Below are 21,488 nucleotides of genomic sequence, written 5' to 3' on the forward strand. Positions count from 1 at the left end.
ATGACCACACGAGATTGGCTGATGGCGGCGGCTACGAAAACGCTTGCGAGGTGCCTGCTGCCATTGGCCCACCTGCACGCACCCGGACACGCCAGGCACGTCGCGTGCCAGTGGGCGTTGGGCATCCGCTACCCCGCCGAGGACCTGCGTGGCCTTACCTTGGCCGCGCACGCCGCGTTCACCACGGCTCGTACCGAGGCGTTCTGGCGTGACGGCCAGCTGATCGGACTCACCTCCGGTCACCGCGACGCCGCCGAACAACACCGGATCTACGTCGCGGACCTGCAACGGCCCGGTCTGCCGAGAGCCCTGCACCCGGCGGAATCCCCGCACGTGCGTGGCGTCGCGATGGACGTCCGGCCGGTGGAAGGAGCCCGTTGGCTGGAGGAGAACGGTGCGCGCTACAACCTGTACCGCACGTACGACAACGAATGGTGGCACTTCGAGTACCGGCTGCACCGCCCCGCGCGACTGCCGTACCCGGGCGCCGTCCACGCCTACAGGTAGTCCAGGTGCACGGCGTCGATCGACCAGAGCCGCGACTTGTCACCACCGTTGGCGTCCAGCAAAGCGGGGAAGTACTCGCTCAAGCACTGTTCGTAACTCACTGTTCCGTCCCGCAGTTCGCCCGCCGCGGCCACGATCCGGTCGAGATCCGCCCGGAACCGTTCCTTGGTCATGCTCGGCGTCCGCGGGCCGTCATCGCTGTCGATCACCGGCAGCGAGCCGAACGTCGTGTAGCTCGGGAACCGGTCGGTGTCGGGGATGATCGACCGGAACGGCACACCGTTGAAGAAGAACTCGAACCACCGCCCACCGGACAGCGCGAGCCACGGCGTGCCGACCGCGAGCACGGCCATCCCGAAACCGGTGTGCGGCGACACGAAGACATCGCTCGCCTCGACCGTCGCCAACTGCTCGGTGAGGCCGCGGTCGAAGCAGTTCACCGGCCCGGACCGGTGCGCGAGCAGCCGCGCGAGATCCGTCTCGGTGAGCGTGGTCGAGGTCCGGTCGGTGCGCGCCAGCTTGCCGACCAGGACCAGCCGGGCGTCCGGGTACGCCTCGGTGAGCGCGTCCATGATCATCAGCCATGACTCGACCGAGGGGTACAACTCGGGTTCGCTCGACCCGCCCGGCATGATCGTGATGGTCCGTTGCCCGGACGTCGACCGAGCCTCGTCGGGAAGTACGAGACGCAGCTGCTGTCGCCGCAGGTAGCCGACCTTCGGGCTGGTGACGACGGTCCTGGGATGCTTCGGGAGCAGGTGCTTGTCGGTGGCGTCGTAGTAGTCCTTCAGGCCGGGGAACAGCTGCAGCTGGAAGTCCTGGTAGCGGCGGGATTCGTCGATCACCCAGTCCCACTGCCTCGGCAGGTGCGCGACCCGTTGCGCGGAATCCGCGCAGCTCTCCAGAAGCGGGTGGTCGACGGCGTACTTCGCCGAGATGAACGGACAGAAGTCGGCCAGCTCGACCGCGGTCGCCGCGTTCAGGGCGACCGCGAACTCCATGTCCGGGTTCGCCGCGTGATGACCGTTGGCGTAGTACAGCGCCTCCACCGCGTGCCCGACCGGATGGCAGTAGAAGAAATTGACCAGCGCGCGTCCCATGTGTGCTGTTCTTACCGTGGTCGGGGCGTCCGTGAAACTCCTTTACGGGGCGTCGAGGCCGACCAGCAGCTGGGCGACACCCAGCCCGGCCTCCAGGTACTGCGTGAACACCCTGTTGTTCAACGCCCACGGCGAACGCCTGCTGCGGACCAGATCGATCGCGGCGGGCGCGTCGTACCCCAGTCCGATCAGTGTCTGCGCGACCACCAGACCAGAGCGGTTGTACCCGGAATGACACCGGACCAGCACGTTGCGGCCGTGTTCGACCGCGAGCAAGGCTGTGTCGGCCAGTTGCTGGACCGTGTCGAGCTGGTCGGCGCTCAACGGGACCGTGCCCGTCTCTGTTGTGGAGACTGATCACCAGATCGAACTCGTCGCGGACGACGGCGGGCTGTAACTCGCCCGACTCGTCGGTCCAGTAGTGCCCACCCATCCACAGCCCGAGTCTGATCCGGTTCCACGGTGATCCCGGTGCCGGGACGTCCCGGTCCTTCTGGCGCGTACGCACACGGTCTCCTCTGTGCCGTGTCTCAAAGCCCCCGGCCGCGATAGCCGGGCCGGATGCGGTCCCTGACGCCACCGCCGAAAAGCCAAAAGACAACCAGTATTCCGGCCTTCCGGCGGCGACGTCAGGAACCGCCCCGATCCCGACTCTCATCGACCGGGGACTTCGAGACACGGCCTAGGGTCATGAGCCGTGAACGCGCCCGTTCACCCCCGAGTTCCCACAGCCAGCGAGATCCGGTCCAAATCCGGCGCACCGGACTGGTCGTTGGCGAACGTGATGCTGTTGGCTCCGGCGGTCAGCGTCACGGGAACCGATGTGGAATACGGTGTGTTGTTGCCGACTCCGTCGACCTTGACCTCGGTCGGGGCGCCGCCGTTGACCGAGACGAAGAACGATCGTGGCCCGTTGACCGTGAAGTCGATGTGGAGCGTGTACTGGCCCGCGCTGTCCACAGTGACATTGTCGAACCGCACCAGTGCGTCCGGCGAACCACCGATGTTGCGCACCTTCTCACCGCCCGAACAAGCGCCGCAGCCGCTCAGGCCGGTGCTGCCGAACTCGTTGGTGGAGTCCTCAGCCTCCCGCATGAACACCCGGTCCGCCGGGCGCGGCCTGACGTCCACACCGGTGGTGACCTGCTTGGCCCGGCCAAGGACCTGGAACGAAGCGGTCACCGGCGCGGTCACTGCCTGGACCTGCGCGGGTGCGGTCAGTGTCCATTCGCCGCTCAGCACTTGCCCGAGCCGGAGCGTCTGGGTGGTCGCGGGCGCGCCGTGCACGGTCCAGCCCGCCGGTGCGGCGGGCTTGAGTTCGACGCCGGTGATCGGGTCGTCGACGTCCAGCCGCAGCTTCGCGGTCACCTTGATCGCCTGCTGGTCCGGGCCGATCCACTGGACGCCGTGGGGCGTGACCGTCATCGTGGTCGTCGGCGTGTAGGACGCTGGTGGCAGCTGGGACACCGCGATCCGGTCCACTCCCGGGCCTCGTGAGTCGTTGCTGTGCAGCGTGATGGTGTTCGCGCCTGCCTTCAGCGGTACGGAAACCGCTGTCTTCATGGGCACATCCGCACGGTCGGCGGGCAGCGCGACGGTGGTCGGCGTGCCACCGTTCACCGTCGCTGTGAGCGAGGTCGCCTGGGCGGATGTCGTGTTCAGCTCCAGCTTGTAATCACCGGCTGCCGGGACAGTGACGTTCTTGTAGGTCAAGGAGTTGCGCGCACCGCCGCCGAGCCCCACCACCTGCACCGACCCCGAGCACGCCCAGCAGAGCTGCGGCCGTGCGACGCCGTTCAGGCTGGTGTGTTCGGCTTCCCACGGGGTCTGAGACCACGGGGACAGCGGATACCCGTGTCCTACCTTGATCTCGTCGATCTGCAGTTCGCCGAAGTAGCGGGGCGCCTGCGGGCCGCTCCACGTGTTCAGCACGTCCAGCTTGATGTACCGGGTGGTCTGCTGGCCGATGTCGATGAACTGGGTGCCCCGCGCGCTCGGCATCGCCCCGGTCCGGACCTGCGTCCACCGCACCCCGTCGTCGCTGATGGACACGGCGTAGTCCTTGATCCGCGCGGAATCCTCCGGGCGCCCGAACGAAACCCGTGCGTACGTGGGCGACCACTCGCGCTGGTTCACCGCGAGGTGGGTCGCGTGCTTGCGCTGCTTGAGGTCGAGCGTGACGCTGACCGGGAGCTTGTCGTCGGCGTCCCAGTAGGTCTCGTGGTTTCCATCCGTCAGGTTGCCCGCAGGGAAGCCGTTCTTGGTGGAGCTCGCGGTTGCGCCGACGTCCTTGTAGTAGCCGCTCCGCACCGGCGTGTCCACCTTGAACACGGTGTCGTAGGTGTCCCAGTCGCGGATGTCCAGGATCGTCAGGTACCCGCCGGCCTGGTTGAACCTGAGGCGTTCGCCGGTCCGGACGTTGGTGACACCGGTCACCCAGTACCCGTTGTCCCGCAGGCGGAGCGTGTTCGTGCTCGGTTTGGTCACGACGTGGACGTACTGCGTGGTCGCGCCCGGTTTGACCGTGATCACGCCGTGCGCGCCGTCGTTCCAGAATCCCGGCTGCATGCCGCCGTACAGGTAACCGCCGCCTTCGGTGCCGTGCAGGGAATCCCGAATCGGCGGCACCCACTCGGCCATGAAGTTGTTGTACTTCTCCTGGCCGGGCGGGAACTTCCCGTTCACCATCGGGGTCTCGGCCATCAACGACTTCATCGACGAACCCGCGTTGGTGATGTACCGCCCAGTGGACAACCGGAAGTCGACAGGGTGGTCCTTGCCGTCGTACCACCAGTCACCCGTGGTTGGCAGCTTGTAGTCGGCCTCGACCAGCCGGGGCATCGACGTCCACGCCGCCTGGGGGTAGTCGTAGGACGGTGTCATGCCGGTCTTCTGCTCGTTGCTGACCGTGTCCATGATCGGCGTGTCCTCGTTGTTGTTGCTCAGCAACCAGGACGGCCGCAGCTGCCGGATCTGTTCGTAGAGCTTGTTCTGCTCCCAGTACTCGTTGTCGTTGTCGATCCAGAACCCGGCGAGGTCCGCGTAGTTCCGCATGACCTCGAAGAACAGGTCGTAGCTGTACATCCCGAACCCGCGCCGGGTCGTCAGGTCGACCTGCTGACCCTTGTAGGCGGAGTACGCGGCCGAGTCGAGCATCTGCTTGCCCTGCTCGCTGTGCCACTGCGGGTCGTCGGTCATGTAGAGGATGATCCTGACGTCCTTGGCTTTGCCCGCTTTCACCAGTTCGCCCAGCATGTCGCGTTGGGTACCGCAACTGCCGGGAATGCTGCTCGGCCACGGCTTCGCGTAACCCAGTCTGCTGTGGAAAGTCGCCAACACGATGTAGGAGGCGCCCAGTTTGCGGGCCTCGTCGACCCAGTAGTCCGGCGTCCAGCCACCGCCGGTCACGTCCCGCTCCCACTCCGCGCAGTCCAGGTGCTTCGGCGCGGTGAACATGCCCCAGTGCAGGAAGAGCCCGGCGGTCGACGCGCGTAACCACTGCTGTCTCGGGTGTTCGACCTCGGCGTTCGCGGTGGGCGTGATCATCGCGAGCAAGATGACGAGCACGCTCAGCAGGATGGTTCGGATGCGTCGTTGCAAGACTCAGCCCTCCCGGGTCACCCCTCAGACATCCGATCAAACCTGCCCGATAACCCGTCGTCAAGGTGCAACAAGCCGAAATGTAGACGATTACATCCGATGAGTCGTGCTTGAGCGGCGCGCGGCGACGAAACGAAGGTGATGATCGGCACAGGCATGAAAGCCTCGGGCTCGCGTCCACAAAGGATGTCTCAACGAGCGAAAGGCCCGGTTCCCCTGGTGAAACTGGGAACCGGGCCTTTCGAAAGCCTGGTGGGCAATACTGGGATCGAACCAGTGACCTCTCCGGTGTGAACGGAGCGCTCTCCCGCTGAGCTAATCACCCGCTGGCCTGACAGAGACAAAGCTTACAGGAGCCTTCAACCGGAATGTAACCACCCCCCGATCTGCGCCCTGACCAGCGGATGTCGGGGGAGCGTGGAGTGGGAGGGCGAACATCCGACAGAAGATTCACGCATTGGCGCTACCAAGTTCAGGCAGAACCCAGCACTATGTACCCGTAGGTCCATCAGGTGATTACAGGGCGGAGTCGCTCGATCGCATAGTGTCGAACTGGGGCCCGGGCGGGTGAAGATCGACCGAATGCCATCGAAGGGCGGAACTGCGGCGTCACGGGACTGGGACTCAGTCGTTCCATGGCTGGGAAGGGAGAAGAAGGGTAGCCACGATGCGCAACGATCACGTGACGCTCCGCTCAACGGCGGTCTTCGACCTGCTTGCGCCACGCACGCCGGCGGTGCCGGTGAAGGTCGAGCTGCGCTATGACACCCGCGACCCGTACGCGGTCGTCGCGGCGTTCCGCACAGGCCGGGCAGGCTGGGTGGAATGGGTGTTCGCGCGTGACCTGCTCGCTGACGGGCTGATCGCCGAAGCGGGGGACGGTGACGTGCGGATCAGGCCCGCGGTCGACGACCCGGAAGTGGTGGTGATCGAGCTGAGCTCACCATCGGGACACGCGGTCTTCGAAGCCTCCGCGCAGGAGCTGGCGGACTTCCTCGACAGAACCTACGACGTGGTGGTGCCGGGCAACGAGCACACATGGGTCAACGTCGACGAGGCGCTGACGCACTTGATCTCCAACGACCTGACCTGAGCAAACGGTGAAAACGACCCCCCGTTTGAAACTCGTTTTGAGGGTCGGATAAAGTTCTTCACGCACCACCGAGACGGGCCAAGCGCCCGGAACGAAGCTGGGGCAGGCGGACGTAGCGCAGCTGGTAGCGCATCACCTTGCCAAGGTGAGGGTCGCGGGTTCGAGTCCCGTCGTCCGCTCGGCGTCGGCCCCTCGGGCCGGCCGGACTCCTGAGAAGTAGGCAGGAACTGGCGCAGTGGCCGAGTGGCTTAGGCAAGGGCCTGCAAAGCCCTGTACGCGGGTTCGATTCCCGCCTGCGCCTCGGGCGATTAGCTCAGTGGGAGAGCACTACCTTGACACGGTAGGGGTCACTGGTTCAATCCCAGTATCGCCCACCAGTTATATACACTGGTCAGACGGCCTGTCGGTGATCATCACTGACAGGCCGTTTTGCTGTTCTGGGAGCAGATTGGGAGCAAATGATCTTGAACCCTTTTCTGTCTCGGTAGTGTTCGCTGGTCCGGTGCTCCCAGTTTGCTCCCACCGACGCTGAAGTCCGGCCAACAGGTGGTCGATCATGGCTTGGCTGACGTGTGAGTAGATTCCCCGCACGCCGGGCACCCGGTGTCCTAGTCTGGCGGCTTGTGCTACCTCGGGAACGCCATCCTCGATCAGCCAGGTTTTCTGGGTGTGGCGCAGGTCATGGAAGTGCAGCCCGGGGAACAGCGGTGCCCATCCTCGACGCTTGGAGCCTTCAACGGCGGGGAGCCAGACGCGGTTGCGGAAGTTCGAGCGCCGGAGCAGGCCACCGTCGGCGCCGGTGAATACGAATCGGTGGTCCTGGCTGCTGAGGTGCTGGCGTAGCAGTTCGGCCAGGAATGGTGGCAGGTGGATGGTTCGGACGCTGGCTGCGGTCTTGGGTGGTCCGAGGATGAGTTTGCCGCGTACCTCGTGCAGGGCGCCTTCGTCGGGGTCCACGATGATCCTCGGTTCGTCGAAGTGAAGATTGATTCGTTGCAGGGCGGCGAGTTCGCCCCAGCGCATGCCGGTGTAGGCGGCGGTAATGATCAGTAGCCAATCTTCTCGGCGGCGGCAGCGTTCGGCGATGCGCACGACTTGCCAGCCTGCGGCATGTGGCCGTTCCGGGCCGCCATCTCGGTTGATCCGGAGTTTCCGGCATGGGTTGGCGGTGATGAGGTCTTCCTCCACTGCCTCGCCGAGGATCATCGAGAGGATCGTGACGACATCGGCGACGGTCGCCTCGGCGAGTTTGCGGCGCAACGACTTGACCCAGCCTTTGACTGCCAGGCGTTGGATGTCGCCGATGGCGGTGTCGCCGAATTTGGGCAGGATGTGGTTTTCCAGGTGGGAGTTGTACTTGGCCCAGGTGCCTTCGCTGACGTCGTGGGCGGCGGACCAGGTGGTGACCCAGTCGCCGAGTAGCGTTTGGTTGGCGCGGGGGTCGACCCAGGTGCCGCGGCGCTGCTCGTAGTTGAGGTCGTCGATGCGGTCTTGGGCTGCGGGTCTGGTGTCGAAGCCGGGTTCGGTCATGATGGTCTGGTCGTCGAGTCGGTAGCGGACTCGGAAGCCGCCGCCGTGTCGTTCTATCCATGCCACTGTGGAGTCTCCTTTGCGGACAGTGGTCCGTTGTTCGGGCAGCGGGTATTCACGCTCGTTTCGGTGAAAAGCGCCAGCGGTATGTGGTCACCCGTTTACATAGATCTCTTGCAGCGAAGCGAGATTTAGTCAGCTCTGTCGTGGAGGTGCAGCGCTGCGGCGTGTTCGCGGGTGTGCCACGGCTGGGGGTCTCTGTGCCTCAGCGACGATCGCTTCCAGGTCCGCGCGGGAGAAGCGCAAGTGCTTGCCCAGAAACGTGCAGGGAACTCGGCGTTCGGCCGCACGTCGACGTAGCCACGACTCCCGCACCTGTAGGACGGTGGCGGCCTGTGCTGGCGTGAACAACAGTTGACCCGAATCGGGGCCTGCAGTGCCCGCCGCGTCGTCAGGCTGGGCTGTGACAGTGTCGGCCCCGTCCGTGGCGTGATCGACTGCCTGGGGCGAAGGGAAAGATGGCGTGGTCATGGCGGTCTACTCGTTACCCGGCCGCAGTGCTGCCAGTGGCCGGGAGTGCCGGTTGGCGTTGGTGAACTGTTCGAGGGTGACCACGGGCGGATGCGCCCAGGTGTCTGACCACACCCACTCTGATCGCGGCACTTGTATGCCGTGGTGGGTACGTCCCCAGACCTGGTGGCCGAGGTACTTCGGGTTGCGCACGATTGCCCGCACGATTGCTTCGGTCCACATGCCGGGATGGCCCGTGTGTCGATCCAACGGTGCTGGGTATCTGGCGACGGTGAGACGTCGGCGAATGTCCTTGATGGGCAGGCGTTCGGTCGCACGCCACAGGAAGATCATCTGCACGGTGGATGCCTCGACAGGCTCGATGCTCAAGCGGGTTCGCCACCGTGGCGATCCACCGGTCGGGCAGACTCGTGCGCGTTGCGCGCGGTAGCCGTAGGGCACGTCTCCGGTGTGGAAACCGGCGTGCACCAGTTCTTCGGACGCGGTGCGGGCCGCTGCGAGGTTCGCGGCGTGGTAGTCGCGCAATACGTGTTTCTGGACGCGCCGTGAGGGCGTGGCCTTGGCTGTGTCCGGCTCTGTCGCGGATCCGAACAGCCGGGCGCCCATCGCCGTGAGGCGCTGCCTGAAAGTCTGGCGACCGGCGGTCGCAGCCCGACGCGGATTACGGTCGCCGGACTGATCCTGCGCGGTGGTGTTCGAGGGCATGGCGGTTCTCCAATTCCGTGACGGCGGGGCTACGCCGCGGGCGAGTTCTGCGCGCGTGCTGCTGTTGCGCTTGTGGCCGAGTGCACGCCCGCACGCTCCGCGGTGACTGGCGTGCCGGATCGGCGTGACCACGGCGAACAGCCGTCCGGGTCGTCCTCCTCCACCGGACTCGCGGAGATCAGCCGCAGGTGACGTTTGCCGGGAACTGGTGGGTCGAGGTCGACTTCGTCGAGTGGCTGACAAGCCCGGTGCAGGAAGTACTGTCCGCGCAGTTGTTGGCCTTGTCTCGTGGCGTGTGGGTAGCCGTCGCGGATGGCCTTGTCGAACTCGACGGCCTCGGCCCAGCTGTCGGGGTCGTGGTCGCGGATCCAGCGCCAGCCGGCGTTGCCGTGGAATGGGCAAGTTATTGCGAATATCCGGTAACGGTCAGCCGCGGCCGAGTATTCGCGTGCGTCGGTTGGGTGGGTGCTGGCACGCTGCGGGCCGTGCTGAATGTTCGGATGAACGAGTTGGCGGTCGCAGCTCTTGGGCAGGCAGGGCCGGGGGTCGCTGTGCCCGTGGCGGAGTTGGCGCCGCAGCTGCGCGAGTTGGTGGCCGAGGGTGTTGTTCGGCATGGCGCGGCCTTGGCCTTCGCCAGGCACGCCGATCAAGTTGAGGCGCCCCGCTCGGGCGGCCCGGATCTGACCGGCTGGGAGTGCGCCACGAGCAGCTTCCACCTGGATGACGTGGTGCCCGTCCACGTCGGATCGCTGGAGGACGGTGAGCCGGTCATCTCCGAGGCGGACCAGGTCTTGATGCTGCGTCATGGGCTGGGCTTTGCCCTGGAGGTGGTCCGGCTTGTCCGCGCGCTGCCCGAACCTGTCGCTGTGCGGTGCATCGTCGGTGCGAACAGCACGAGTGGGACCTTCAGGTTCCATCGTGCCCGGCGGGGCGAGTCGTGGCTGAACCCAGACGTGGACGCCTACTCGCTGGACAAGTTGATCGTGGTCGACAGCGGACCACCTAGCCTGGGCGGGACGCCATGGTGACGAGCGTTGCGCAGGTGGTGAGATCTCCTCATGCCCGCGGTGAACCTGGACACCAGCGACGCGACCGAGCTGACCGAGCTGCTGCGGTTCGTGCATGACTGGCTTGCTATTGACGCGGCTCGGCTCGGCGAGTCGCTGAGTACTTTCGTCGGAGGTCGCGCTTACGACATCGTTGAGCTCCGTGCGGACCTCGCCCGGTTCACCTTCCTGCTCGGCGGCAGCGACGGCGAGGGCGTGTTCGCGCACGAACCCGAGTAGCGACTGGGCATTCATGGTCGTCCTCCGGTGATGCTGTCCTGGACGGCAGTGAGCTCGATGAACGCCCGGTCCGCCCCGAGTTCCTCAGGTGTCGGCCCGGCGGGCGTGGGGACCCTGGCAAGGCGCTCGGCCAGCGCCGTCAACGCTTCGCGGTCACCTTCGAGGGCAGCATTAGGTCTCCTTTGGAGCCGCGTTGTGCCGGGCAGCCCTTGGTCCCGTCGGTCGCTCGCGGCGTTGGCAGGAACGTCTCGGGATTGACCACCGGGAGCACCTGCTGTGACAGTGACGGTCCGAACCCGGCTCCCGCCCGACGCCCCGGCGTGCCGATGTCCGATGCCATCGGCGTCGGCAGCCGCGCCTGGTCGGGCAGCGACGGCCCACCGCTCTGTGTCCGGTGCGTGCAGTTCTTCGCGTCCGAGGCGGTTGGTGTCGGCAGCAGTCGCAGCTGGTCCAGCAGCGACGGGCCGCCTTGTCGGCTGGTCGCCGAGATGCCGTTGGAGGAGCCGTCGTGCGCGGTTGGTGTCGACAGCATCTCGGTTTGTGTCGTCGGTGGCACCGGCTCGGGGCCAGGCGAGCAGGAACACTCGTTCGAGGCGGTGTGCCGCGCCGATGTCGGCGGCGCGGACGCTACGCCAGAGCGCGTCATACCCTGCTTCGGCCAGGTCGCCGAGTACACGGTGGAGACCACCGTTTTTCCAGCGAAGCGCGGCGACGTTCTCCACGACGAGCAGCGCGGGTCGTAGTAGGCGAACGCCGACCATGATGTCGGTCCAAAGGCCACTGCGTGCTCCGTTCTCGATGCCCGCGCGCCGCCCGGCGGCGGAGATGTCTTGGCAGGGGAACCCGACGGTGAGCACGTCGACTGGCTCTACCGCGGTCCAGTTGATGGCGCGGACGTCGCCGAGGTTGGGCACGCCTGGCAGCCGGGTGGCGAGGATGTGGGCGATGTGCGGGTAGGGGTCGGCGCACCAGGCGATGCGTCCGCCGCCGAGCGCGGCGAGCACACCGAGATCCAGTCCGAGGTAGCCGGTGCACACCGACCCGACGACCGGTGCAGGGCTCGCGCTGAGCGAGACGTTCTGCCGTGCTTTGTCCGGCACGGTTTGAGCGGTGGCCGCCCGCACCGCCCCCGCCGCCGTGGTGACGGCGACGAGGGCGGAGGCGGAGTCGCGCCCCGACCGAGGTGGGGTGCGGCGTGGCCGGGTGCTCATGCGGCCCGCCGGGATACCTGGCCACCGTCGGTGGTGTGTCGGGGGATCCGTGGCAGGCAGGCGGGTGCGGGTCGCCTGCGGACGTCGGAGCCGGCGCCGGCCGTTGCCCTCGAACTGTGGCGAGAAAGGACGGTGCGGAAAACGAGCACGTCCTCGTGTGCGATCAGGTGCAGCGGCAGCCCGGCTTCGCGCTGTTTGCGGATGAAGTCGCGCTGGAAGAAGCTGCCGCGCGCGACGAGGTCGTGCTCCGCGGCGCGCGCCAGCAACGCGACACAGCGTTCGACCGGGATCAGGCCGGCGTGCAGTCCGCAAGCGAGGATCTGCGAGGGCAGGTCGATCAGTTCGGCGTGCTCGCGCCAGGGCCGGATGGTGATGGCGATGCGCCCGCCCGGCCGCAGGAACGGCACCAGCCCGGCGAGGATGCGGGTGAACCCGGCCAGCAGCCGGTGATGGCCGATGTTGGCGAGGTTCCCGCGGTCGAGGGTGTTGCCGTAGAGGTGATGGTACTTCTGCACCCCCGCACCCGGCGCGACCGACACTTGCCCGTGCGTGGATGGACCGTACGGCGGTGAGGTGACCACCAGCGCCGCCTGTCCGAGGTACTGCGGTGGCAGGAGTGAGGCGATCTGGCGGGCGTCGCCGTGGAACACTCGGCCGTCGTGGTCGATTCCGGCGCTGTGGGCGAGTGCGAGGTTGGCGTGGGCGACGTCGACCCAGTGCGGCTCGTACTCGATGCCGACCGCGCGGCGCCCGGCGTGCAGTGCCTCGACGAGCGTGGTGCCGATGCCGCACATCGGGTCGAGCACCAAGTCACCCGGTCGCGTGTAGTGGGCGATCGCGTACGCGGCGACGGCGGGCAGCATCTTGGCCGGGTGCGCGGTCGACTCGGCGACGTAGCGGCCCTTGCGCTGTGTCGCGGGGGCGGTCTGCGCGGTGGTCCACACCGACACCGCCACGTCGCCCGCCGAGTCGTCGGTGGCACCCTCGGGCGGTGTGCCTGTGGTGCCGTCGAGGTCGTCGATGAGCGCGCGCGGGATACGCAGGGTCGGTCCGTCCACCGGGTTCTCCGCGTAGGTCCGAGCCGGGGTGGCGGCGGTGTCGAACAGGGCGCGTGGGAAGTGGTTGTCGGCCACGTGCGTGCCTTTCTGGCGGTGGTGTCCGGACCGGGTGGGGTGGGGTGTCTGGGCGGCGGTCATCGGATGACTCCGCTGTCGAGCGCCGCGTGAGCCGGGTTCAGGCGGGGCGGCTCGTAGTCGTGTGGCTGGGCGAAGACCAGGACGTCGGAGTGGATGCGCCGATGAGGCTCGGGCAGCCCGCGCACGGCCGCGCGGCGACGAGCGCGTGCCTCGTTCCCGGCATCCGGGCCGCCGGGTTCGGAGAGGGATTCGGCGGCGAACCGTCCGCCGCGCACCGGCGTGTGCAGGGCCACGATGTGCTGGAGGTAGAGCAGGTCGGCGTTCTGCGCTGAGGCCACGACCGCCCCGGTCGGGTCGATCAGCTCACCCGCAGGCCAGTCACAGTGGGTAAGCACGACGAGGATCCCGCCGACCCGCAGCAACCGGGCCGCGACCAACGCCACCAGGTCGCTGGACTGGTCGCCGCCGTCCTCGGGACGCAGGCTCGTGATGATCAGATCCGTGTCCGCCGGGCCGTCCTCGGCACCGTCCAGGAGGCCGTCGCTAACGTCCGAACCGGACGGCGGGTAGACGGGCGCAGCGGAGTGGTCGGAGTCGCCGATGAGGTCGGCCCAGAACGGTCGCGCTCCGGGACCGGTTGTGGTCGGGTCCGCCGCGACGCGCACCACGCGGCCGGTCCGGTCGAGCCCCTCGACGGCGGCGAGTGCCTCGGCTAGCGCGTGGTCCGGCTCGGTTGCCGGGGCATGGTCGATCACTGCGTCCGCGCCGACTGGAACCAGTCGCGCGTGGCCGTCTTCGGTCGGCCAGGCCAGGAGCGCGACCCTGCTGCCGGGCTTGCTGAACGAGCTGACGATCTTGCCAAGGATCGGTTGCGGCCAGGCCGTGCCGAGGTCGATCGGAGCCGGGCCGGCCGTCCAGACCGTCGCCGGAGTCGGCGTCGTGGCCGACCCGCGTGTCCGTGAGCGGATACTCGCGGAGCCGGGCTTGGCGGGGCTGACCCGGGTGGTGGTCGACGCGGTCGGATACGGGCGGCGGTCGCCGCCGCGGCGGGAGCCTGTGCGGGTGCTCGCCGGGCGGGTGGTGTCGCCGCGCCGCTTCGGTCCGCGGTTCGCGGAGTGGTCGGCCTGGGTCATGGAATCCTCGCAGTACCGGTGGGATGCGCGCCGCGATCCGTGGCGCCCTGTGACACCCCCCGACTCCGAAAAACGACCCACTTTTCCAGTGCTGTTATCTAATATTTATCAACCAATATTCCATTGACACAGACGAAGAACGCGCACAAGGATCGCGCATGTACGCCCGCGTGGAGTCACCCTCGGGGGCTCGCCGTGCGGTCGCCGTCGCCCTCACTTTCTCGACGACTGCCAAGGTGGAGGCGGTCGCGAACTGCGACACCGTGGACCCGGCCTTCTCAACCTATTACCGGATCGCCACCAAAACGCCACAAAATTATGTTATGCCAGCTAGAAGCCTACTTCAGATGATCATTATATGATCTTGATGGGCCGCTTCGACGGCGCCCCGTTGTAGACGGTATTTGATCTTTGTTGCGGCCGAGACCGTGCCTCCAAGATCGTCGGTGGCGTTTTGGAAGTCGTTTGGTGGCGGTTTCGTGGCGTTTTGGTGGACCTGATTTGGCTTCCTTGCCTGGTCGATGTTTCTCCGACCACGCAAAGGAGCCGACATGGCCCCGAATCGCATATCTCACCGCACGCCATTCGAGCGTGATTCTCTGCCGCTGGATTCCGCACGCACGGCGTTCGAGTGGTTGGTCACCGGGCCGAGCCCGGTCTCGATCGAAGGCTGGCGCTTCCCCGGTCTTCCCCGGCGCCGGGTGCCCTTGGACGAACTGCGGGACCTACTGCTCGACGCCAACCTCCCGATGTCGACCGTGGACCCGATCTGGGTCCACCTGGTCACCCGCTCCCGCGACGAAGGCGGCACCTGGACCGTCGCGTGCGTCGGCGTCGCGCTGCCCGCGCTGTTCGCCATCGCCGCCGAGTTGTCAGCGCCCTACGCCGACGACCACCGCGACATCCACGCCGCGATCCTGACCGGCTTCCTCTCCGAGCTGGCCACCATCGACCTCGCCCGGCCGTGGGTCATGTGGCGGCTGCGCTGCGCCGGGCTGCGCGCGGGACACCTGTTCATCCGCGACGCGCTCGACCGCCCGATGCCCACCGACGAGGACTTCCACTCCAGCGAACCCACCCCGCCGTGGGGACATCCGGACTTCGTCCTCGCCCGCGCCGTGGCCGACGGAGCGATCACCGGCGACGAGGCCGAACTGATCGGCTCCACCCGCCTCGAGGACACCACGCTCACCGCCGCCGCCGCCGACCGTGGCGTCAAGGTCACCGCCCTGCACTGGGTCCGCAGCCACGCCGAAGCACGCCTGCTCGCCTGGCTCACCGACCAGGCGCCGCACGACGACCCCGCCGACCGCCGCGAGCGCGACGTGGAGATCCGCGCGGTGAACGCGACTACCGTCACCGACGCCGCGAACAAGATCGCCAGAGCGCCGCATCGGGCAGCCCGAAAGTCACGCATGGTGACCAGGATCGACGGAAAGTCGTCGGTCACGGTTCGGTCACGCGTCTGGAAAAACGCCCCTGAATCCGGAGTCGAGGGCTGCGGGAGGACCCCAGCCGCTCCCGCGCACACCACCTCGCTCGACCGCTCGACCGCAACACCCCGGCGGTTGTCGAGCACGACTCCGGAGGTGCCGCGATGCGCCTGATCCCTTCGCCCGTCCGCCGCCGGCACGGCCGCCGCATCGGCGACCGTCGGCCTCGCTGCGGACCCGTCACCCACCCTCTCGTGGCGGCTCGCCGAGTCCCGCGAGCGAACTCCTGCATCTCTCAGCCGTGCAGCGGCAGCACCGTCATACCTCGGATGTCGTCCACTGCGTCGGCGGGCCGCCGGACTGCGCTTCGGCGCACGTTCGTGGTGGTCATCGGCGTGGTCGTGGTGGCGCTGTTCGTGCCGGTCTCGGCCGCGCACGCGGACACCGTGGTGCTCGCCCTGGCCGGGTCTGTCGATCAGGTTCTGACCAACATCCGCAACTGGGTGATGGGCATCCTCGCCGGTCTGGCGACGGTGTTCCTGTCCATCGGCGGGGTCCGCCGGGTGATGGGCGGCGGCGATCCTGGCGAGCAGGAGAAGGCCAAGGAGTGCTTCAAAGCCGCCGCGATCGGCTACGGCCTGGCCGCGCTCGCACCCCTGGTCGTCACTGTCCTCAAGGGCATCGTGGGGGCCTGAGCCATGTCCACGACCAGGCCCACTTGTCGTCGGACACCGGCCGCTCCGATCGTCCGCAGCCTGCGCTCGGACGAGCCCGTGCAGGCTCGCCCGGAAGCCACCGGTGCCCACCGAGAACTGCTCGCGCCCTCGCCCGCGAGCACCACCGGGCGCGCCTGTGGCCAGCGCACCCGGCCCCGTCGCTGGGTCAGGCGGCTGCGCATGACGCGACGCCGGGCGATCGTGATGCTGGCGCTGAGCCTGGTCGTCCTGTTGGGCGGCACTCTCGCGGTCAGCGCCGCCACACCCGGCCATGGTCCGGTCGCCGCGCAGCCCGCACCGACTCCACCCGAGCCGAGCTCGAATCCACTGGCGCCGGTCCCGACGGACAACCCGTGCCCATCGGGTTCGCCGTTGCCGGTCTGTCACCTGCCCGCCCCGACTACAACACCGCCGCTCACGGGCATTCCGCTGCCCATTCCGACCGGGTCGCCCACCTCGTCGCCCTGCATTCCCGGCCCTTTTCAGCCTCCTTGCCAACCGCCTTCCAGCAGCTCCCCGGTCCCGTGCACGGGTGAGGGCTGCATCCCCCAGCCATCGACTTCCGCGCCGCCGACCGGTCCTGGCAACGGACAACCCGGCCCACCGGGCAAGGAGGAGGACAACTGCGGGATCACCGATATCGGTGCCTGCATCACCGAGGCGATCAACGCGTTCTTCCGAGGGATTGTCACCGCCGCGCTGAACCCGCTGCTGGACTTGCTGTCCAAGACCCTGCTGACCACCCCGATGCCCGACAAGCTGCCCAGGATCGGGGAGCTGTGGGACAACTCCTGGCAGATCCTGCTCGTCTGCTACGGGCTGCTGATCCTCATCGGCGGGATCCTGGTGATGGGGTACCAGACCCTGCAGACCCGGCACTCGGTCAAGGAGATCGCGCCCCGGATCGTGGTCGGGTTCCTCGCCGGAGCGCTGTCGCTCTGGGCGGCGACCAAAGCCATCGCGATCGCCAACGGACTGGCCCAAGCGGTGATGGGCGGCGGCCTGGACGCCAGCTCGGCCGGCGAGACACTGCGCAACCTCATCCTCGGGTCGCTCAACGGCGGCATCTTCATCATCTTCATTGGCATCTTTCTCGCCGGGATGCTGATCGTCCTGCTGGTCACCTACATCGTGCGGGTCGCGATCACGGTGGTCCTGCTCGCCGGGGCACCGCTCGCGCTGATGTTCCATGCGCTCCCGCACACCGAGGGCATCGCGCGCTGGTGGTGGAAAGCGTTCGGTGGCTGCCTGGCCATCCAGGTCGGTCAGTCCCTGACGTTGATCACCGCGATGAAGGTGTTCCTCGCGCCCGGCGGGTTCACCCTGTTCGGCCCGACCGTGAGTGGGCTGGTCAACCTGCTGGTCGCGCTCGCGCTGATGTACATCCTGTTCAAGATCCCGTTCTGGGTGCTGTCCTCGGTCAAAGGCACCGGCGGTCGCTCGATCCTGGGCTCGATCGTGCGTGGCTTCATCGCCTACAAGACCTTTGGTCTGCTCGGTGGCCGAGGCGGCGGTGGCCGCAAGTCACGCCCGTCCGGCGGCGGCGGTGGTGGTGGCCGCGGTCGCGGAGGAAACGGTGGCGGCGGTGGTCGCGGACCGGCGGACCCCTACGCCCACGCTCGCACCGCCGCTGACTGCCAGTACGTGCTCCCGCTGGTCGGTGTGCGTCGCAGCCGTCCGGCTGCCAAGCCCAAGCCCACTCCCGCGCTGAAACCGAAGGCCGGGCAGGGCCGCCAGTTGGCGTTGCCGCTCGGGGACGACTGGCCGGAGATCAAGCCGGTTCGCGGGCGCGATGGCCAGTACCGGTTGCCGATGGACGCCGAGCGGGTCAAGTCGGCGCCGCCTCCGGCATCACCGAACCAGCCGGGCGGTCGGCGTCGGGGCGGGCAGCAATTGGAGCTGCCGTTCGACCCGTACAAGGGCAACCGGCCGACCCGCTCCGGGCAGTACCCGCTGCCACTGGACGGCGTGCGCCGCACACCGCGGCCGTCGACCCCACCACCGGCGGCACCCCCGGCTCGAGCACGCGGCACGCAGCTGGAGCTGCCGTTCGACCCGTACAAGGGCAACCGGGCAACCCGCTCCGGGCAGTACCCGCTCCCGCTGGACGGCGTGCGCCGCACACCGCGCCCATCGACCCCGCCACCCGCACGACCGGCCTCGCCCGCCGGGCAGCAGCTCCGGCTCCCGCTGGACCTGCCGAAACCACCACGGCGTCCCTCGCCGCCACCACCCAAGCCCGGAGGTAAGTCGTGACTACACCCATTCGTATCCCCGCCGACGTCGACATGGCCGACAAAGTGATCGGCCCCTTGACTGCCCGCCAACTCGCGATCCTCGCGGTGACCGGCCTGGTGCTCTACGCCGGGTGGACCACCACTCGCGCGGTGCTGCCGCTGCCCGTGTTTCTCGCGCTGGCTATCCCCATCGGGGTGAGCGCGGCGGTCATCGCGCTCGGCCAGCGCGACGGGATCTCGATGGACCGGCTCCTGGTCGCCGCGATCCGGCAACGCATCGGACCGCGCCACCGCGTGGCCGCCCCCGAAGGCGTTCGCCTCGCGCCGGAATGGCTCACCAGCCAGACCGCCGCCACGAGCGCGAGCCGGACCGCGGGCACCGGCAAGGGCAAGTCGGTCAAGGCCAGGAGCAAAGCGGCGGCGGCTGAGCAGATCTCGCCGTCGGCGTTGCGGCTGCCCGCCGAGGCAGTCACCGACACCGGCGTGGTCGACCTGGGCACCGACGGCCTGGCCGTCGTCGCGGTCGCTTCGACGGTGAACTTCGCGCTGCGGACACCGTCCGAGCAGGAGTCCCTGGTCGCGTCGTTCGGCCGCTACCTGAACAGCCTGACCGCGCCCGTGCAGGTGCTGGTCCGCACCGAACGACTCGACCTGTCCGGCCAGATCGCCGAGCTACGGGCACGCGCGGGCGGCCTGCCACACCCGGCGCTGGAAGCAGCCGCCGTCGAGCACGCCGACTACCTGGTGCAGCTCGGCGAGCAGACCGACCTGCTACGGCGCCAGGTGCTGTTGATCCTGCGCGAACCGATGGGTGCCGCTGGGCCGGCCGATGGGCTCGGCGGTCTCGGCCGGCTGGCGGTGTTGTCCTCGCTGACCCGCGGCAAGCGTCGCGCGAATGCCGAGACCACCCAGGCGAGCGCCGGGGCACGACGGGCGGCGGAGTCACGGCTGGTGCGCCGCCTCAGCGAGGCGATCGAGCTGCTCGCGCCCGCCGGGATCGTGGTCACCCCGCTGGACGCCGGGCAGGCCACCGCCGTGCTCGCCTCGGCCTGCAACCCCGACACCCTGCTGCCGCCCTCGGCGGCCCTGGCCGGTGCCGACGAGGTCATCACCACCGCCGGCGGCACCGACCTGGACGACGGCGACCTCGCCGAGGACCGCGCGTTCTGGCAGGGCGACGGCCGTGCCGCGGTCGACCAGGACGACTACGGCGCGGACGACGGCGAGGTCGACGACGGGGACTACGAGGACGAAGACGACGACTACCCGGAGAGGGGACGGTTGTGATCGCCACCCGAACACGGCGCGGCCAGCGCCGTCCCAACACTCGGCCCGCCGCGCACCACCGGGCAGCCGCGTTCACACCGGACGCCCTGTCCGTCGGCGCACGGCATCTCGAGGTCGGCAACGAGTGGGTGTCCAGCTTCGCCGTGACGGGGTTCCCGCGTGAGGTGCACCCCGGCTGGCTCGCCCCTCTGTTGACCTACCCCGGCCGCCTCGACGTCGCGCTGCACGTCGAGCCGATCGACCCGGCCACCGCCGCCGCCAGGTTGAAGAAGCAGCTCGCCAAACTCGAGTCAGGCCGGCGGCACACCGCCGAGCACGGCCGCCTGTATGACCCGCAGGTCGAAGCCGCCACCGAAGACGCCTATGACCTGTCCTCCCGCGTGGCGCGCGGCGAAGGGAAGCTGTTCCGCGTCGGGCTGTACCTCACCATCCACGCCCCGTCCGAGCGGGCGCTGGCCGACGAGGTGGCGGCGTTGCGCTCGCTGGCGGCGAGCCTGCTGCTGGACGCCAAGCACACCACCTACCGGTCACTGCAGGGCTGGGTGTCGACCCTGCCGATGGGCCTCGATCTGATCGGGATGCGCCGCACCTTCGACACCTCGGCGCTCTCGGCGGCGTTCCCGTTCACCTCGCCGGACCTGCCCGCGGCCGACCCGACCTCGGTGGCCGCCCCGTCGGGCGTGCTCTACGGCTACAACGTCGGATCACAGGGGCTGGTGCACTGGGACCGTTTCGGCGAAGGGATGCACAACCACAACAGCGTGATCCTCGGGCGTAGCGGCGCGGGCAAGTCCTACCTGGTCAAGCTCGAACTCCTGCGCAGCCTGTACCGGGGAATCGAGATCGCGGTCGTCGACCCTGAGGACGAGTACGCCCGCCTGGCCGCCGCTGTGGGCGGCACCTACGTCCATCTCGGTGCCACGGGCGTCCGGCTCAACCCGTTCGACCTGCCCATCCACACCCGCGCCGACGGCCGCCGAACGGCACCGAAAGACGCCCTGGTGCGGCGGTCGTTGTTCCTGCACACCGTCATCGCGGTGCTCGTCGGCAGCGAGTTGGAAGCCGCCGAGCGGGCCGCGCTGGACCGGGGCATCGCCGCGACGTACCAGTCGGTGGGGATCACCGCTGACGCGCGCACGTGGACCCGGCCCTCACCGACCTTGCGGACCTTGCGCGACCAGCTGGCCACCGCGGGCCAGGCCGGCGACCAGGCCGCCGCCGAGCTCGCCGCGAGGCTGCACCCGTTCGTCGAGGGCGCATTCAAGCAACTGTTCAACGGCCCGACCACCACCAACCCCGAAGGCCACCTGGTGGTGTTCAGCCTGCGCGACCTGCCCGACGAACTGAAAGCCATCGGCACGCTACTCACCCTGGACACGGTCTGGCGGCGGGTCTCCAACCCCGCGATTCGCCGCCCGCGCCTGGTGGTCGTCGACGAGGCGTGGCTGCTGATGAAAGAGAAGTCGGGCGCGGAATTCCTGTTCCGCATGGCCAAAGCCTCCCGCAAACATTGGGCAGGCTTGACCGTCGCGACCCAAGACACCGCCGACGTTCTCGGCAACGATCTCGGCAAAGCCGTGGTGGCCAACGCAGCGACCCAAGTGCTGCTGCGGCAAGCCTCGCAGGCCATCGACGAAATCACCCAGACCTTCGACCTGTCGGCCGGAGAACGGCAATTCCTGCTGTCGGCCGACCGAGGCCAGGGATTGCTGTCCGCGGGCACCCAGCGCGTCGCGTTCCACAGTATCGCCTCACCCACAGAGCACTACCTCGTCACGAGCAATCCGGCCGAACTCGCCGGATACGCCGCGGACGTCGACCCCGGCGACGCCGACACCGAGGAGCAGTCCTTCGTGGACCTGGGCTTCGCCAGCGAGCAGGCATATGCGGCTGAGGGCGATGAGTTCGGTTCGTTCGATGCTGACGACGACATCGAACTCGACGCTGCCTGACGCTGGCCGACCCTTTTCTTGATTGAGCATT

18 protein-coding genes and 4 tRNA genes are annotated in these 21,488 nt (G+C 68.1%); 12 read left to right on the forward strand and 10 right to left on the reverse strand.

What is annotated here, in order from left to right:
- Complete coding sequence (locus tag ALI144C_RS52200; RefSeq protein WP_076994683.1) at positions 1-507, forward strand: D-alanyl-D-alanine carboxypeptidase; 507 nt, start codon at positions 1-3, stop codon at positions 505-507.
- On the opposite strand, the gene ALI144C_RS52205 is transcribed toward ALI144C_RS52200, so the two are convergent.
- The 4 genes from ALI144C_RS52205 to ALI144C_RS52220 form a co-directional block, all read right to left on the reverse strand.
- Complete coding sequence (locus ALI144C_RS52205; protein WP_076994684.1) at positions 498-1,607, reverse strand: hypothetical protein; 1,110 nt, start codon at positions 1,605-1,607, stop codon at positions 498-500. The genes ALI144C_RS52200 and ALI144C_RS52205 overlap by 10 nt on opposite strands.
- Positions 1,608-1,649: 42 nt before the next feature.
- Positions 1,650-1,931, reverse strand: a complete 282-nt coding sequence (locus tag ALI144C_RS57040; RefSeq protein ID WP_202819245.1) for a protein-tyrosine phosphatase family protein — start codon at positions 1,929-1,931, stop codon at positions 1,650-1,652.
- A 387-nt stretch (positions 1,932-2,318) separates the two neighbouring features.
- Positions 2,319-5,153, reverse strand: coding sequence for a CBM35 domain-containing protein (locus ALI144C_RS52215; protein WP_076994929.1), 2,835 nt, complete (start codon positions 5,151-5,153; stop codon positions 2,319-2,321).
- A gap of 304 nt (positions 5,154-5,457) precedes the next feature.
- A tRNA-Val gene (locus ALI144C_RS52220) sits at positions 5,458-5,532 on the reverse strand.
- 342 nt (positions 5,533-5,874) lie between these two features.
- On the opposite strand from ALI144C_RS52220, the gene ALI144C_RS52225 reads away from it, so the two are divergent.
- The 4 genes from ALI144C_RS52225 to ALI144C_RS52240 all read left to right on the forward strand — a co-directional run bounded on the left by ALI144C_RS52225 (position 5,875) and on the right by ALI144C_RS52240 (position 6,677).
- Positions 5,875-6,300, forward strand: coding sequence for an SsgA family sporulation/cell division regulator (locus ALI144C_RS52225; protein ID WP_033393736.1), 426 nt, complete (start codon positions 5,875-5,877; stop codon positions 6,298-6,300).
- Positions 6,301-6,406: 106 nt separating this feature from the next.
- A tRNA-Gly gene (locus ALI144C_RS52230) sits at positions 6,407-6,479 on the forward strand.
- A 50-nt stretch (positions 6,480-6,529) separates the two neighbouring features.
- Positions 6,530-6,601 (forward strand) — tRNA-Cys (locus ALI144C_RS52235).
- A gap of 1 nt (position 6,602) precedes the next feature.
- Positions 6,603-6,677 (forward strand) — tRNA-Val (locus ALI144C_RS52240).
- A 1-nt stretch (position 6,678) separates the two neighbouring features.
- Here ALI144C_RS52240 and ALI144C_RS52245 read toward each other — a convergent pair.
- The 3 genes from ALI144C_RS52245 to ALI144C_RS52255 all read right to left on the reverse strand — a co-directional run bounded on the left by ALI144C_RS52245 (position 6,679) and on the right by ALI144C_RS52255 (position 9,066).
- Positions 6,679-7,896: a tyrosine-type recombinase/integrase gene (locus ALI144C_RS52245; protein ID WP_076994685.1), complete on the reverse strand. Its 1,218-nt coding sequence runs from the start codon at positions 7,894-7,896 to the stop codon at positions 6,679-6,681.
- 129 nt (positions 7,897-8,025) lie between these two features.
- Positions 8,026-8,361: a helix-turn-helix domain-containing protein gene (locus tag ALI144C_RS55105; RefSeq protein WP_143231436.1), complete on the reverse strand. Its 336-nt coding sequence runs from the start codon at positions 8,359-8,361 to the stop codon at positions 8,026-8,028.
- Positions 8,362-8,367: 6 nt separating this feature from the next.
- Entirely contained in the window at positions 8,368-9,066 is a 699-nt protein-coding gene (locus ALI144C_RS52255; protein WP_076994686.1) for a recombinase family protein, read from the reverse strand.
- A gap of 188 nt (positions 9,067-9,254) precedes the next feature.
- Here ALI144C_RS52255 and ALI144C_RS58250 point away from each other — a divergent pair, with 188 nt between their 5' ends.
- A complete protein-coding gene (locus tag ALI144C_RS58250) occupies positions 9,255-10,094 on the forward strand; it encodes a hypothetical protein (RefSeq protein WP_237774722.1) in 840 nt (279 codons plus the stop codon).
- 30 nt (positions 10,095-10,124) lie between these two features.
- On the forward strand, positions 10,125-10,352 hold the full coding sequence (locus ALI144C_RS52270; RefSeq protein ID WP_076994687.1) for a hypothetical protein: 228 nt from the start codon (positions 10,125-10,127) through the stop codon (positions 10,350-10,352).
- Positions 10,353-10,363: 11 nt separating this feature from the next.
- Here the strand turns inward: ALI144C_RS52270 and ALI144C_RS52275 are convergent, their stop codons facing one another.
- From ALI144C_RS52275 to ALI144C_RS52285, 3 genes are read right to left on the reverse strand one after another with little or no spacing between them, the layout of a single operon-like run.
- Positions 10,364-11,563, reverse strand: a complete 1,200-nt coding sequence (locus ALI144C_RS52275; RefSeq protein ID WP_083754124.1) for a DNA cytosine methyltransferase — start codon at positions 11,561-11,563, stop codon at positions 10,364-10,366.
- The gene (locus tag ALI144C_RS52280; protein ID WP_193441298.1) at positions 11,560-12,759 is read right to left on the reverse strand and encodes a TRM11 family SAM-dependent methyltransferase; all 1,200 of its coding nucleotides are present in this window, start codon (positions 12,757-12,759) and stop codon (positions 11,560-11,562) included. Before ALI144C_RS52280 ends, ALI144C_RS52275 begins: the two co-directional genes overlap by 4 nt.
- Complete coding sequence (locus tag ALI144C_RS52285; RefSeq protein WP_076994688.1) at positions 12,756-13,832, reverse strand: hypothetical protein; 1,077 nt, start codon at positions 13,830-13,832, stop codon at positions 12,756-12,758. Before ALI144C_RS52285 ends, ALI144C_RS52280 begins: the two co-directional genes overlap by 4 nt.
- 551 nt (positions 13,833-14,383) lie before the next feature.
- Between ALI144C_RS52285 and ALI144C_RS52295 the strand changes: the two genes are divergently transcribed.
- The 5 genes from ALI144C_RS52295 to ALI144C_RS52315 all read left to right on the forward strand — a co-directional run bounded on the left by ALI144C_RS52295 (position 14,384) and on the right by ALI144C_RS52315 (position 21,457).
- Complete coding sequence (locus ALI144C_RS52295) at positions 14,384-15,439, forward strand: hypothetical protein (protein ID WP_076994690.1); 1,056 nt, start codon at positions 14,384-14,386, stop codon at positions 15,437-15,439.
- A gap of 155 nt (positions 15,440-15,594) precedes the next feature.
- Positions 15,595-15,960, forward strand: a complete 366-nt coding sequence (locus tag ALI144C_RS52300; protein WP_076994691.1) for a pilin — start codon at positions 15,595-15,597, stop codon at positions 15,958-15,960.
- A gap of 3 nt (positions 15,961-15,963) precedes the next feature.
- The gene (locus ALI144C_RS56195) at positions 15,964-18,237 is read left to right on the forward strand and encodes a hypothetical protein (protein ID WP_168211560.1); all 2,274 of its coding nucleotides are present in this window, start codon (positions 15,964-15,966) and stop codon (positions 18,235-18,237) included.
- Positions 18,234-19,505, forward strand: coding sequence for a PrgI family protein (locus ALI144C_RS52310; RefSeq protein WP_076994692.1), 1,272 nt, complete (start codon positions 18,234-18,236; stop codon positions 19,503-19,505). Before ALI144C_RS56195 ends, ALI144C_RS52310 begins: the two co-directional genes overlap by 4 nt.
- On the forward strand, positions 19,505-21,457 hold the full coding sequence (locus ALI144C_RS52315) for a VirB4 family type IV secretion system protein (RefSeq protein ID WP_076994933.1): 1,953 nt from the start codon (positions 19,505-19,507) through the stop codon (positions 21,455-21,457). Before ALI144C_RS52310 ends, ALI144C_RS52315 begins: the two co-directional genes overlap by 1 nt.
- The last annotated feature ends 31 nt before the right edge of the window (positions 21,458-21,488 follow it).

The sequence above is a fragment of the Actinosynnema sp. ALI-1.44 genome (assembly GCF_001984155.1).
Classification (GTDB): domain Bacteria; phylum Actinomycetota; class Actinomycetes; order Mycobacteriales; family Pseudonocardiaceae; genus Kibdelosporangium.

Excerpts from the sequence above, each read along its gene's own strand:
- ALI144C_RS52200 (WP_076994683.1), top strand. The coding sequence starts at position 1 with ATGACCACACGAGATTGGCTGATGGCGGCGGCTACGAAAACGCTTGCG.
- ALI144C_RS52205 (WP_076994684.1), bottom strand. The coding sequence starts at position 1,607 with ATGGGACGCGCGCTGGTCAATTTCTTCTACTGCCATCCGGTCGGGCAC.
- ALI144C_RS52215 (WP_076994929.1), bottom strand. The coding sequence starts at position 5,153 with ATGATCACGCCCACCGCGAACGCCGAGGTCGAACACCCGAGACAGCAG.
- ALI144C_RS52225 (WP_033393736.1), top strand. The coding sequence starts at position 5,875 with ATGCGCAACGATCACGTGACGCTCCGCTCAACGGCGGTCTTCGACCTG.
- ALI144C_RS55105 (WP_143231436.1), bottom strand. The coding sequence starts at position 8,361 with ATGACCACGCCATCTTTCCCTTCGCCCCAGGCAGTCGATCACGCCACG.
- ALI144C_RS52255 (WP_076994686.1), bottom strand. The coding sequence starts at position 9,066 with ATGCCCTCGAACACCACCGCGCAGGATCAGTCCGGCGACCGTAATCCG.
- ALI144C_RS52270 (WP_076994687.1), top strand. The coding sequence starts at position 10,125 with ATGCCCGCGGTGAACCTGGACACCAGCGACGCGACCGAGCTGACCGAG.
- ALI144C_RS52275 (WP_083754124.1), bottom strand. The coding sequence starts at position 11,563 with ATGAGCACCCGGCCACGCCGCACCCCACCTCGGTCGGGGCGCGACTCC.
- ALI144C_RS52280 (WP_193441298.1), bottom strand. The coding sequence starts at position 12,759 with ATGACCGCCGCCCAGACACCCCACCCCACCCGGTCCGGACACCACCGC.
- ALI144C_RS52285 (WP_076994688.1), bottom strand. The coding sequence starts at position 13,832 with ATGACCCAGGCCGACCACTCCGCGAACCGCGGACCGAAGCGGCGCGGC.
- ALI144C_RS52295 (WP_076994690.1), top strand. The coding sequence starts at position 14,384 with ATGGCCCCGAATCGCATATCTCACCGCACGCCATTCGAGCGTGATTCT.
- ALI144C_RS52300 (WP_076994691.1), top strand. The coding sequence starts at position 15,595 with ATGTCGTCCACTGCGTCGGCGGGCCGCCGGACTGCGCTTCGGCGCACG.
- ALI144C_RS56195 (WP_168211560.1), top strand. The coding sequence starts at position 15,964 with ATGTCCACGACCAGGCCCACTTGTCGTCGGACACCGGCCGCTCCGATC.